Source organism: Roseobacter denitrificans OCh 114 (genome assembly GCF_000014045.1).
Lineage (GTDB): Bacteria > Pseudomonadota > Alphaproteobacteria > Rhodobacterales > Rhodobacteraceae > Roseobacter > Roseobacter denitrificans.
The window spans coordinates 506,432-518,962 of record NC_008209.1 but is presented as its reverse complement, the minus strand read 5'-3'; the positions used below and the strand labels follow the sequence as shown (position 1 = coordinate 518,962).

Below are 12,531 nucleotides of genomic sequence, written 5' to 3'. Positions count from 1 at the left end.
CCAAAGACTCTGCCCACAAAAAGGATAGACGATGCCCGCTGTTTACATGGATCAACACCCCGACGTGACGGCCTTTTTTGACGCGCAGTCCAATACCATCAGCTATCTCGTCAAGGACCCGGCAAGCACCGCCTGCGCCGTTGTCGATGCGGTTATGCAATTTGACTACGCCTCTGGCCGTCTGAGCTATGACAGTGCGGATGAGATCATCGCGGCGATCCAGGCGCAGGGGCTGACGCTTGAGTGGATCATCGAAAGCCACGTGCATGCGGATCATTTGTCGGGTGCACCCTATATTCAGCAAAAACTCGGCGGCAAGATCGGTATCGGTGAGCACATCACCGAAGTGCAGGACACCTTTGGCAAAGTGTTCAACGAGGGCACTGAGTTTGAACGTGACGGCTCGCAATTCGACAAGCTGTTCAAGGATGGCGATCGGTATCACGTGGGGGAGATGGCGTGTTTTGCCCTCCACACGCCGGGGCACACACCGGCCTGCATGGTGCATGTGATGGGCAATGCGGCCTTTACAGGCGATACGCTGTTCATGCCGGACGGTGGTTCGGCGCGGGCGGATTTCCCCGGTGGGGATGCAGGCCAGCTTTATGATTCCATCCAGCGTGTGCTGAGCCTGCCGGATGATGTACGCCTGTTTGTCTGCCATGATTACGGGCCCGGTGGCCGTGCGATTTCGTGGGAAACGACCGTGGGGGAGCAAAGGGCCAGCAACATTCATATCGGCGGTGGCACCTCGCGCGAAGAGTTCGTGAAAATGCGTGAAGCGCGCGATGCGCAACTTTCCATGCCCGCGCTGATCATTCCGTCGCTGCAGGTGAATATCAGGGCCGGTGAAGTGCCGCGGGATGCACAGGGTAACATGACGCTGAAAATACCGGTCAACAAACTTTGACGCGGCACGCGACCTAGACTTTTAGACCATTTCATTTGAAGGAAAGATATGCTCATCTACGCGTCAACAGTGGCGTGGATGAAGGACAAGACCCATGGATCTCAAAGACGAAATCGTTATCAATGCACCGAGACAAGTGGTCTATGACGCGCTCAATGACGCTGAAATCCTGAAGGAGTGCATCCCGGGCTGCGAGGAATTGCACAAGCATTCCGATACCGAACTCGAAGCCAAGGTCGTGCTGAAAATCGGACCGGTAAAGGCCAAGTTCAATGGGAATGTGACGCTCTCACCCGATGCGCCACCTGAACACTTTTCGCTCAAAGGGGAGGGCAATGGCGGGGCCGCTGGCTTTGCCAAAGGTGGGGCAGATGTCACCCTCGAAGAGCATGAAGAAGGCACGTTGCTGCGCTATGATGCGCATGCAGACATTGGCGGCAAGCTCGCACAGCTGGGCAATCGGCTGGTACAGGGGACCGCCAAGAAGCTGGCGGGAAAGTTCTTTGCCAACTTTGCCGAGCACGTGGGTGAAAAATCGTAACCGATTGATTTTTATTCATTATCGGCGTTCCGAAACCACATGTGGGTCTTCGCAGCACAATCTAAAGATGATAAAACCTCGGTTTCTCTATTTAAATTATCCGGTGATGCGTGCATGCTCACAACTGTGTGACCGCACATCACGATATAAAGGAGAAGCCTTTTGCGATTTACGAAACACTTGACCATAAAAGCACTCGCCGTCACCGCCTTGACGTTCGCGTCGAGCGCCGCGATGGCGCAAGATGAAAAACCCAACATCCTGGTCATCTGGGGTGACGACGTAGGGCAGTCCAACATCAGCGCCTACACTATGGGTCTGATGGGTTACCGCACACCAAATATTGATCGGATCGCCGAAGAAGGTATGATTTTCACCGACTATTACGGTGAACAATCCTGTACCGCTGGACGTTCTTCTTACATCATGGGTCAATCTGTGTTCCGGACGGGGCTGTCAAAAGTCGGCCTGCCCGGTGCAGAGCTTGGCATGCAGGAAGAAGACCCGACAATCGCGGGCCTGCTCAAGGCGCAAGGCTATGCAACAGGCCAGTTCGGCAAGAATCACCTTGGTGATCGCGACGAACACTTGCCCACCAACCACGGATTCGACGAGTTCTTCGGCAACCTCTACCACCTGAATGCGGAAGAAGAGCCGGAGAATTATGACTACCCGGGTGATGCAGTCATGCCCGATGGCCGGACGTTCCGCGAAACATTTGGCCCGCGTGGCGTCATCAGATCCTCTGCCGATGGCGAGATTGAAGACACCGGACCGCTGACCAAGAAGCGGATGGAAACCGTCGATGATGAAACCGTCGCCGCCGCGATTGATTTCATCAAACGCAAGGAAGCCGAAGGTACGCCGTGGTTCCTGTGGTGGTCCGGGACGCGCATGCACTTCCGCACACATGTCAGCGATGGGCGTCAGCAGGCGGCCAATGAGTTGGTGGGTAAACCCGTCGATGAATATACCGCCGGTATGATCGAACACGACATGCACATCGGCCAGTTCCTTGACGTGCTGGACGAGCTTGGCATCGCAGATAAAACCATCGTGCATTATTCGACCGACAATGGTCCGCATATGAACACGTGGCCGGATGCGGCGATGACGCCTTTCTTTGGTGAGAAGAACACCAACTGGGAAGGCGGATGGCGCGTGCCCTCCATGGTGCGCTGGCCCGGTCTGATTGAGCCGGGATCTGTGTCGAACTCCATCATGCACCACATGGACTGGTTGCCGACCTATCTGGCAGCCGCCGGACGTCCAACCATCAAGGAAGAACTGCTTGAAGGGATCACAGTGGCCGAAGTGGGCGGTGGGCGTGACTACCGCGTGCATCTGGATGGCTACAACTTCCTGCCGTACTTCTCTGGTGAAGTGGACACAGGACCCCGTCAGGAGATTTTCTACTTCTCCGATGACGGCGACCTGACGGCACTGCGCTTCAACGACTGGAAACTGATCTTCCTCGAGCAGAAGGCCTACACCACCCTGCGCGCTTGGGCGGAACCATGGACCGAACTCCGCCTGCCACTGATCTTCAACCTGCGGCGCGATCCTTACGAGCGCAGCTACCGGACATCGAACACCTATTGGGACTGGTTGATCGACCGCGCCTATATGTTGGTGCCGGCGCAGGCCTATGTGGGTCAGTTCCTTGAGACGTTCCAGGAATACCCGCCGCGCCAGAAAGCGGCGAGTTTCAGCCTCGAACAGGTCATGGAAAAGCTGACCGAAACACCGGGCACGCCATAAGAAACCGGATGTTTGCAGAAATCAGGTCGCGCAGGAAACTGCGCGGCCTTTCTTCACCTTGAAACCAGCAACAACGAGGTTACCCGCCATGCGTGGACTTCTGTTTTCAGCCGCGATTTGTCTGGCTACGTCGCCTGCTTTGTCCGACCCTTTGCCATCATGGGGATCGACGGAGAACAAATCGACTATCATCTCATTTGTGGAGTCCGTAACGGACCCGACGTCGCCCGACTATGTCACCCCTGCCGACCGGATTGCAGTTTTTGACAACGACGGCACGCTCTGGGGTGAACAACCGGTCTATTTTCAGCTTATCTATGCCCTTGATCGACTGAAGGCCAAGGCCGAAGCGGACCCGTCGATCCTGACGTCTGACATCCTGAGGGCCGGTGCCGAGGGTGATCTGGAAACCATCGCTGCGGGCGGTGTTGAAGGTTTGCTGGAAATCCTCGCGGTCAGCCATTCCGGCATGTCGGTCGAGGCGTTTCAGAACGATGTGCGGGACTGGCTGGACGAAGCGCGTCACCCGACAACCGACATGCGCTATGACGCGATGGTCTACCAGCCGATGCTGGAATTGCTTAGCTACTTGCGTGACGAAGGGTTCCAGACGTGGATTGTTTCCGGTGGCGGCGTGCATTTCATCCGTGCTTTTGCCGAAAGCGCATATAACATCCCGCCCGAACAGGTAATCGGCAGCGCGGGGCCAACGGAATATCTGGACGGTCAGGTGATGAAACTGCCCGGTATTGATTTCGTGGATGACAAAGAGGGCAAGCCCGTGGGCATCGACAACCGCATCGGCAAACGCCCGATCATCGCGGGCGGCAATTCCGACGGCGATTTCGCGATGCTGGAATATACCACGGCGGGCGACGGGCCGCGTCTGGGGATACTCGTGCACCACACGGATGCGGAACGGGAATTCGCCTATGACCGCGAGGGGCATATCGGCGTGTTGAACCGGGGGTTGGACGAAGGACCGGACCGGGGTTGGGTCATTGTCGATATGGCCCGGGATTGGGAACAGGTCTGGCCAGAATGAGCGCGCGCACCGATATCGACACGCTGATCGAGCGGATGGGCGAGGCCATCATCGGTCAGCGCGATGTGATCGAGCGGTTGGTCATCGGCCTGTTGGCCAACGGCAACCTGCTGGTCGAAGGGCTGCCGGGGCTGGCAAAGACGCGTGCGATCAAGGCGCTGGCCAAGAACCTGCAGTGCGATTTCAGCCGCATTCAGTTCACGCCGGATCTGCTGCCCTCCGACGTCACGGGCACCGAAGTGTACTATCATAAAGAGGGCGGTTCAGAGTTCAAATTCGAACCGGGGCCGATCTTTGCCAACATCGTGCTGGCGGATGAGATCAACCGCGCCCCCGCCAAGGTGCAGGCGGCCCTGCTTGAGGCCATGGAAGAACGGCAGGTGACGGTTGCCGGCACCACCCACCCGATGGAGCCGCTCTTCATGGTGATGGCCACCCAGAACCCGGTCGAGCAGGAAGGCACCTATCCGCTGCCCGAAGCGCAGATGGATCGCTTTTTGATGCATGTGAACATCACCTATCCGCCTGTCGAGGACGAGGTTCTGGTGATCCGTCTGGTCCGTGGCGAAGAGGCGGCGGCCTCGGCCGCACCAGACGACAAGGTCAAGTCCGAGAAACCGGCGCCGATCTCGCAATCGACCGTGTTTGAAGCGCGGCGCGAGATTGTCGCCATCCATGTCTCTGACGCGATGGAGCGGTATATGGCCGACCTCGTGAACGCCACGCGCATTCCGGAAGCCTTTGGCGATGACCTCAAGCGATGGATAGAAATCGGGGCGAGCCCGCGTGCATCGCTGGCGCTGGATAAATGCGCGCGCACCCATGCCTGGCTCAAGGGTCGTGATTATGTCGATCCGCAGGACGTTCGGGCGATCGCGCCCGATGTGTTTCGCCATCGCCTCGGCCTGACCTATGAGGCGCAGGGCGAAGGGGTCTCCCCCGATCAGGTCGTCGCGGAGATACTGACACAGGTGGCTTTGACCTGAGGGGGCCTGCATGAGGGATATTCCGGCACGCATTCGCACCAATACCCTGCCCGACCCTGCACCCGTGCCCAAGGGCTTGGATACGCGCATTCATGTGACACTGCCTCATCTGCGCGGGCTGGAAGGCCCCGCGCGTGGTCTGCATTTCCTGCCGCGACAACCTGCGCGGTCAGTGTTGAACGGGCGGCACACATCGCGCCTGCGGGGCCGGGGCCTCAACTTTGAAGAGCTGCGCGATTACATGCCGGCGGATGACGTGCGTTCCATAGACTGGAAGGTCACGGCGCGCACCGGCAAACCCTATGTGCGCGTCTTTACCGAGGAACGCGACCGCCCCACCCTGATCGTCGTTGATCAGCGCATGTCGATGTTCTTTGGCTCCGTGTTGAACATGAAATCGGTGACGGCTGCCGAATGTGCAGCCCTTGCCGCCTTTGCCATCCTGGAACAGGGCGACCGTGTGGGCGGTATCGTCTTTGGTGACGACTTGCGCGCAGAGATCAAACCAGCGCGCAGCCGTGCCGCGCTCAACCGGTTTCTGAGTGCGCTTGCCTCGGCCAATCAATTGCTGCGCCCCGAGGCCCCCACCGTGCCACCGCAATCGATCAATCAGGTACTGGGCGCAGTCGCCCGGATCGCGCCACGCAACCATCTGGTCATCGTCCTCAGCGATTTTGACGTGATTGATGACCAGACCCGCAAACTCGTGCGCGGTCTGTCGCGCCACAATGACCTGATCCTTGGGTTGGTGACCGACCCTTTTGCCGACAACCTGCCACCGGATGCAAAACTTGTGATCACTGACGGGGTTTTGCAGGCGGCGGTGGATATGTCTGACTCCCAAGTACACCGGGACCTGACTGAATTCGCAAAACGCCGGGTAGCCGAGATTGTTGACTGGCAACGGCAGTTCGGCATTTCCGTTTTGCCGCTGACCTCGGCAGAGGACAGCTTGGTCCAGATGCGCCGTCTCATGGGGCTTGGTCGGCGATGAGTGAAAAGACCCCGTCCACCAACGCACCGACCAGCCTTGTCGATCTCATCAATAAACTGGTTGAACCGGTCGAACCGGCGCCCATTTCCATGGTCCCGCAAACCGGCGGTTGGGTGGTACTGGCAATCGTGTTGATCGTGCTCGCACTTTATGGCGTCCTTCGCATCCGCGCCCATTTGCGGCGCAATGCCTACCGCAAGGCAGCCTTGTCCGCGCTTGAGCAGGCAGGCGATGACGCGGCCGCAATCGCGACCATTCTGCGCAGCACGGCACTGGCCGCCTTTCCACGTGCACAGGTCGCCAGCCTGAGCGGCCCCGAATGGCTGGCGTTTCTGGATCGTTGTGCGGGTATGGATGACTTCACGAACGGCGCAGGGCAGGTCTTGGCCACCGCCCCCTACGCATCGTGCGCGCGCGCCGATCCGGCACTGCGGGAGGCTGCGAAGAACTGGGTGCGACGACACCAAAGGCAGGTTTCAGCATGATCTCATTCGTCTTCCCATGGGCGTTTCTCGCCTTGCCACTACCGTGGCTCATCTGGCGGTTCGTGCCCGCGCATAAGGAAACCGTCCCCGCCATCCGCTTCCCGTTTTTCCGGCAAGTGATCGCCGAGGCGAAACTGACCCCGGCAAAGGGCGCGGTGATCATGCGCCGAAACTGGCTTCAGATCATCGCCGCCAGCCTGATCTGGATCCTTCTGGTGATCGCCATCTCGCAGCCCGAACGGTTGGGCGCACCGATTGAGACCTCGAAATCCGCACGGGACCTGATCCTGGCAATTGACATATCCGGTTCGATGGACACGCGCGATTTTACTGATGCAAGCAACGAAAACCTGCAACGGCTGGCCGGGGTGCGCGATGTGGTGCGGGCTTTTGTCGAAGGGCGCGAGGGGGATCGCATGGCGCTGATTGTTTTCGGCAGCAAGGCCTATCTGCAAAGCCCGCTGACCGAAGACACCGGCACCATCGTCGAATTGCTGGACCAGACCGAGGTGGGCATGGCCGGGCCGCATACCGCCATCGGGGATGCCATTGGACTGTCGATCCGCACGTTCGAGGCCAGCGAAATTGAACAGCGTCTGTTGATCCTCCTGTCGGATGGTGCGGATACCGCCAGCCGGATGAGCCCGTTGAACGCCGCTGAAATCGCGCGCGGTGCCGGGGTGGAGATTTTCACGATTGCCGTTGGTGATCCCGACGGGACAGGGGAAAACCGCGTGGATGTGGCCGCCTTGCAAGATATCGCAAACCGCACGTCGGGCTCCTATTTCTTTGCGGCCGATCAGGCGGCACTGGACGAAATTTATGCACGCATTGATGAACTGGCCCCACGTCTGACCGAGACACAATCGTTCCGTCCGCGCCAGACCCTGCACCACATCCCCCTGATCCTTGCCATGTTCATCGGGATTGGAAGCGTTGCGTTGCTGCAGCTCACCTCACATCGAAAGACGAGCGTCTGATGGGGGATTTTCTGTTCATAACTGTGGCCGAAATGCTGCGGGCGTTTGATTTCATCCGACCCTTTGTCCTGCTGGCCGTTCCTGTGGTTCTGGGGCTGTGGTGGATGGTGCGCAGGGGATCGGTTCGCAAGGATCAAAACACCAAAGGCATCAGCCCCCACCTGAGAAAAGCGCTGACAGTGGGCGAGGCGCAGGGCCGCCGTCTTACGCCCATCGACGGCGTTGCCGCTGCCATGATCCTCACCGTTCTGGCAGCAGCGGGGCCGACTTGGTCGCGCATGCCTGATCCCTTTGTGTCCCCGACAGCGCCCGTGGTCATCGTGCTGAAAAACACCGCCAGCATGGAACAGACGGATGTGGCCCCGTCGCGGTTGGAACTGGCCAAATTCAAGATTCGCGATCTGCTTGAGATGCGGGCGGGAGCGCGCACGGCGTTGGTGGCTTACGCAGGTTCAGCGCACCGCGTTGTTCCCTTTACCGAAGATGTGCAGATCATGGTGCCCTACCTCGAAGGGCTGACACCCGATGTGATGCCGCAGGAAGGCAACAACGCGCAGGACGCGCTGGCTTTGGCGATGGACATTCTGGCCACCGAGGACGCACCGGGGGGTATCCTTTTTCTGCTGGATGACCTTGATGTGCAGGATGCCAGTGCCATCACGCAAGCGGGTGCAAACGCGGTCGTGCTGCATCAGATCCTGCCCAGCGGCACAAACAGCCGTGGCCTTGATATGGTGGACGGCGCCCCGGTGATCCCGGTCAGCGTCGATGATGCAGACCTGCGCCAGATTGATCGCACGTTGAACGCGGCCTATCGCGCTGCCGTTCTCGAAACGAGCACCCAGCCCTGGCAGGATCGGGGTTGGATTTTCGCGATTCCGGCGGCTTTGCTCTGTCTGATCTGGTTTCGCCGGGGGTGGACGATGAAATGGGCCATTGTCCTGCTCATCACGATGACCGGGATAAACCAGCCACAACGCACCGCCGCCGAAGGTGTCGCGGACTGGTTTCTGACCCCGGACCAACAGGGCCAGCTTGCCTATAACCGGAACGATTTCAAACGCGCCGCAGAGCTTTTTCAGGACCCGATGTGGCAGGGGTATACCATGATGCGCGATGGGCAATACGACAAGGCGGTGGAAGTTCTCGCCCGCCTCGAAACCGCAGAAGCCGCGTTTGCGCAAGGCCTCGCGCACATCCGAAATCGCCAGTACCGCGATGGGGTCCGTGCCTTTGAAACCGTGCTGGAGCGCGATCCGGACTATCCGGGTGCGGCAGAAAACCTCGCGACAGCGCGGGAAATTGTCGACTACATTGAAACTGTGCAAGAGCAATCAGATACGGGCGAAGAGGCGGGCATTGGCGCGGATGACACCGTCTTCGACAACGAATCCGGGCGCGGTGCCGAGACCGAAATCGAGACTTCGGACCCCGATGAAATGGGCATGCTTTCAACCGAGCAGTGGATGAATACCGTCGATACGCGCACCGGCGATTTTCTGCGCCAACGGTTTCTGATCGAACAAAGCAGGAGTAGCGAATGATGCAGCGGCGCGCCTTGTTTCTCGCCGTCCTTTTCGGTCTTTGGGCCGGGATGGCACTGGCGCAAGACCCTCTGGTCGAGGTGGAGTTTGAAGAAAACACTACCATCCCCGGCCAGCCGCTGTCGCTTCGTGTAACCGTTCTGGTGCCCACATGGCTGCCCAAACCGGTCGTTTTCCCGACGCTGGAGGCGCCGAACATTCTGGTGCAATTGCCCGAGGGCGCGACCGGTCCGGCCAGCCGCACAATCGATGGCGAAACGTGGTCTGGTGTCTCCCGGCGCTACCGCGTGACGCCCATGGTGCCCGGTCGGGTGCAAATCCCCGCGCAAGAACTAAGCGTGACCTGGGCCGAGCCGGGCAAACCGGACCCGTTGCAACAGACCTTCACCCTAGACCCCATCGTCGTCGAGGGCCGCGTGCCGGAAGGGGCAGAAGACCTGTCCCCCTTTATCGCCGCGCAAAACCTGACGTTGACACAGGAGGTGAGTGAGGCAGACATGCCGCTGCAGGCAGGCGATAGCGTCACCTTGACACTGACCGCCCAGATCGAGGGAACCTCGGCGATGTTCCTGCCTTCGCTGATGCCAGAGATTGATATCAAGGGCGTCGCGGTCTATCCGTCCGAACCGACCATTCAGGATAAGGAAGAACGCGGGAAACTGAGCGGAACGCGCACTCAAAGCGTCACGCTCGTGGCGCAGAGCGGTGGGGGCGGCGCGTTTCCGGCACTTGAACTCGGGTGGTTCAATCTGACGTCACAAGCGGTTGAGATCGCCAGAACCGAAGGGTTTGACGTAACAGTAGACGCGCCCCCCGCGCTGGTCCAGAACACTGATCCGCGTGTTTTGGCTGCCTATGTTGCCGGGGGTTTAGCCGCGCTTGCGCTTTGCCTTTTGGCCCTCCGCCGTCTGTCCCCAAGGTTGCGCGCGATGATGGCCGCGCGCCGGCGTCACATGGAAGCGTCCGAACACTGGGCCTATGCAAAAGCGGTTGAGGCCGCCAAGGCAAGGGATTTCGACGGGCTGCTGCGCCACCTTGATATCTGGGCGGCGCGGTGTCGCGTTGATCCAACTGCACAGGCTACGCTGCAATCAGCACTTTGCGCGCTGGGTGCCGCGCGGTATGGTCCGGGTGGAACGTCACAGAACGATGCGTGGAAAAGGGTGCTGACTGCCTTGCCGCAGGTCCGGGCGGCAGCTCTCAAGGCGGATCGCAAAAAACCAGAACTGCCCCCACTGAACCCGACCGATGCCCAAAGCCAAAGAACGGCCTAACCCGAAAGCGCCCACTGCATGTTCCGATTTAATCTATGCGTTTTGTTGTTTGCGACGCTTGCGACACTGTCCGCCGCACAGGAACAGACGCCCGCCTATGTGGGGTCGGCAGAATGCCGCGATTGCCACACCAAGGCAGCCGAGGCATGGGAAGGGTCACATCATGCCAAGGCATGGACGGCACCTACGGCCGAAAACATCGTGGCCGATTTCAACGATACCGAGTTCCGCCATGACGGCACCCTGACGCGGTTCCGTGTTGAGGATGGCAGGCATTATATCACCGTGACGGAAAAAGACGGTGTGACCACCGATTATCCCGTCCATTCCGTGGCGGGGATCGAACCGTTGCAGCAATATCTGTTGGAGACAGAGCCGGGCCGCATCCAGAGTTTCGATGTGGTCTGGGACACGATCAAACAGGAATGGTTTCACCTCTACCCCGATCAGGACCTGCCGCCGGATGACGGGTTGCACTGGACCGGGCCCTACAAGAACTGGAATGCGCGCTGTGCAGAATGCCACGCAACTGGGTTTGAAAAAAACTATTCACCCGTGACGCGCAGCTATTCATCGGTTCCGGTCGAGATTGGAGTGGGCTGCGAGGCATGTCACGGACCGGGCAGCGCCCATATCGCGTGGGCCACGGGCAAGAGCCTCGAAGAACCTCTGACCGGGCTCAGCGAATATCGCCTGACCATTGATTACGATGCGGGAACGGAAACCGTTTTGCAGCAATGCGCCAGTTGCCATTCCCGCCGCGAGGCGCATTTCGATGGCAACCCCGTGCCTGGCATCCCGTTTAATGACGCCTATGCGCTGGCGCTGCTGCGCCCCGGGGCTTATCACGCAGATGGCCAAATCCTGGATGAAGTCTATGTCTATGGCTCCTTTCTGCAATCAAAGATGTATCAGCAGGGCGTAAGCTGCTCGAACTGTCACGAGGTGCATTCGGCCGAACTCAAGGCGGAAGGAAACGGCGTCTGTACGCAGTGCCATTCTCCAGCGGGAAACCCGAGTTTCACGACGCTTGACTCCAAGAATTACGATGACCCCTCGCACCACTATCACGAGGCAGGGACCGAAGGCGCACAGTGTAAAAGCTGCCATATGATCGAGCGTGTTTACATGGGTGTGGACGGGCGGCGCGATCATAGTTTCCGGATACCACGTCCGGATATATCGCTTGAGACCGACAGCCCCAATGCCTGCACGGATTGTCACAGCGACCAGTCCTCCGCCTGGGCGGCGGCCGCGATCGAGGAATGGTATCCCGACAGTGAAAATCGCGGTTTGCACTACGGGCAGGTGCTGGCCGCAGGGCGCGCCAATGCGGTTGCGGCGCGTGTCCCCCTGACCGATCTGGCCGGTGATACCACACAGCCGGGCATCGCGCGTGCCACCGCGCTGTGGTTGCTGGAACAATCGGGCGACGCAACACTGGGGGCGGAGCTATCATCAATGCTGACGGACACGGATCCGCTTGTCCGTGCCGCAGCGGCCAGTGCGCATGGGCTGTTCCCACCAGCCGAACGCGCCGCCGCTCTGGAACCCGCGCTGGATGATCCACGCCGAATGGTGCGGATCGCCGCCGGCAAAACGCTGCTGGATGTGCCACGCTCCGCACTGACGCCCAGCGCATCCGAAAGGCTTGGTGCGGCGTTGCGGGAATGGCAGGCGGGGCTGCTGAACCGTGCGGATTTCCCGGAGACGCATATCATTCTGGCAGGCACCGCGTTGACGATGCGTAACTTTGAAGGTGCCGAACGCGCCTTTCGCGAGGTCGTCCTCATGGATCCGCAACGCGAAGAGGCTTGGGTAATGCTCGTGCGGATCGCGGATGCCATGCGCGGCCCGCAAGCCGCTGCACAGGTTTTGGATGAAGCGTTACAAGCTGTGCCCGGCAGTGACACGCTGAATTCGATGCGCTCGGAATCGCTCTTGCCACCACAATAGCGGCCAACCTTACATAAAAGTGGTGACATACGGCCGAAAATGACAACACTCCGGT

Annotated in this window: 11 protein-coding genes; all 11 read left to right on the top strand. The window is 59.5% G+C overall.

Going from position 1 to position 12,531, the window contains the following annotated elements:
* Nucleotides 1–31 precede the first annotated feature (31 nt).
* The 11 genes from RD1_RS02465 (at nucleotide 32) to RD1_RS02415 (ending at nucleotide 12,476) form a co-directional block, all read left to right on the top strand.
* Nucleotides 32–910 carry an MBL fold metallo-hydrolase gene (locus RD1_RS02465; RefSeq protein ID WP_011566860.1) on the top strand — a complete coding sequence of 293 codons (879 nt, stop codon included), beginning with the start codon at nucleotides 32–34 and terminating at the stop codon, nucleotides 908–910.
* Nucleotides 911–1,004: 94 nt separating this feature from the next.
* Nucleotides 1,005–1,451 (top strand): SRPBCC family protein, encoded by a 447-nt coding sequence (locus RD1_RS02460; RefSeq protein WP_011566859.1) that lies wholly within the window; start codon nucleotides 1,005–1,007, stop codon nucleotides 1,449–1,451.
* A gap of 234 nt (nucleotides 1,452–1,685) precedes the next feature.
* Complete coding sequence (locus RD1_RS02455; RefSeq protein ID WP_245897348.1) at nucleotides 1,686–3,212, top strand: arylsulfatase; 1,527 nt, start codon at nucleotides 1,686–1,688, stop codon at nucleotides 3,210–3,212.
* An 88-nt stretch (nucleotides 3,213–3,300) separates the two neighbouring features.
* The gene (locus tag RD1_RS02450; protein ID WP_011566857.1) at nucleotides 3,301–4,257 is read left to right on the top strand and encodes an HAD family hydrolase; all 957 of its coding nucleotides are present in this window, start codon (nucleotides 3,301–3,303) and stop codon (nucleotides 4,255–4,257) included.
* A complete protein-coding gene (locus RD1_RS02445; RefSeq protein ID WP_011566856.1) occupies nucleotides 4,254–5,243 on the top strand; it encodes an AAA family ATPase in 990 nt (329 codons plus the stop codon). Before RD1_RS02450 ends, RD1_RS02445 begins: the two co-directional genes overlap by 4 nt.
* A 10-nt stretch (nucleotides 5,244–5,253) precedes the next feature.
* Complete coding sequence (locus RD1_RS02440) at nucleotides 5,254–6,237, top strand: DUF58 domain-containing protein (protein WP_011566855.1); 984 nt, start codon at nucleotides 5,254–5,256, stop codon at nucleotides 6,235–6,237.
* Nucleotides 6,234–6,722: a DUF4381 domain-containing protein gene (locus RD1_RS02435; protein ID WP_011566854.1), complete on the top strand. Its 489-nt coding sequence runs from the start codon at nucleotides 6,234–6,236 to the stop codon at nucleotides 6,720–6,722. The genes RD1_RS02440 and RD1_RS02435 overlap by 4 nt, the downstream gene beginning before the upstream one ends.
* On the top strand, nucleotides 6,719–7,702 hold the full coding sequence (locus tag RD1_RS02430) for a vWA domain-containing protein (RefSeq protein WP_011566853.1): 984 nt from the start codon (nucleotides 6,719–6,721) through the stop codon (nucleotides 7,700–7,702). The genes RD1_RS02435 and RD1_RS02430 overlap by 4 nt, the downstream gene beginning before the upstream one ends.
* Complete coding sequence (locus RD1_RS02425; RefSeq protein ID WP_011566852.1) at nucleotides 7,702–9,246, top strand: VWA domain-containing protein; 1,545 nt, start codon at nucleotides 7,702–7,704, stop codon at nucleotides 9,244–9,246. The genes RD1_RS02430 and RD1_RS02425 overlap by 1 nt, the downstream gene beginning before the upstream one ends.
* Nucleotides 9,243–10,520: a BatD family protein gene (locus RD1_RS02420; RefSeq protein WP_011566851.1), complete on the top strand. Its 1,278-nt coding sequence runs from the start codon at nucleotides 9,243–9,245 to the stop codon at nucleotides 10,518–10,520. The genes RD1_RS02425 and RD1_RS02420 overlap by 4 nt, the downstream gene beginning before the upstream one ends.
* Before the next feature lie 18 nt (nucleotides 10,521–10,538).
* Nucleotides 10,539–12,476 carry a multiheme c-type cytochrome gene (locus RD1_RS02415; protein ID WP_011566850.1) on the top strand — a complete coding sequence of 646 codons (1,938 nt, stop codon included), beginning with the start codon at nucleotides 10,539–10,541 and terminating at the stop codon, nucleotides 12,474–12,476.
* Nucleotides 12,477–12,531 lie beyond the last annotated feature (55 nt).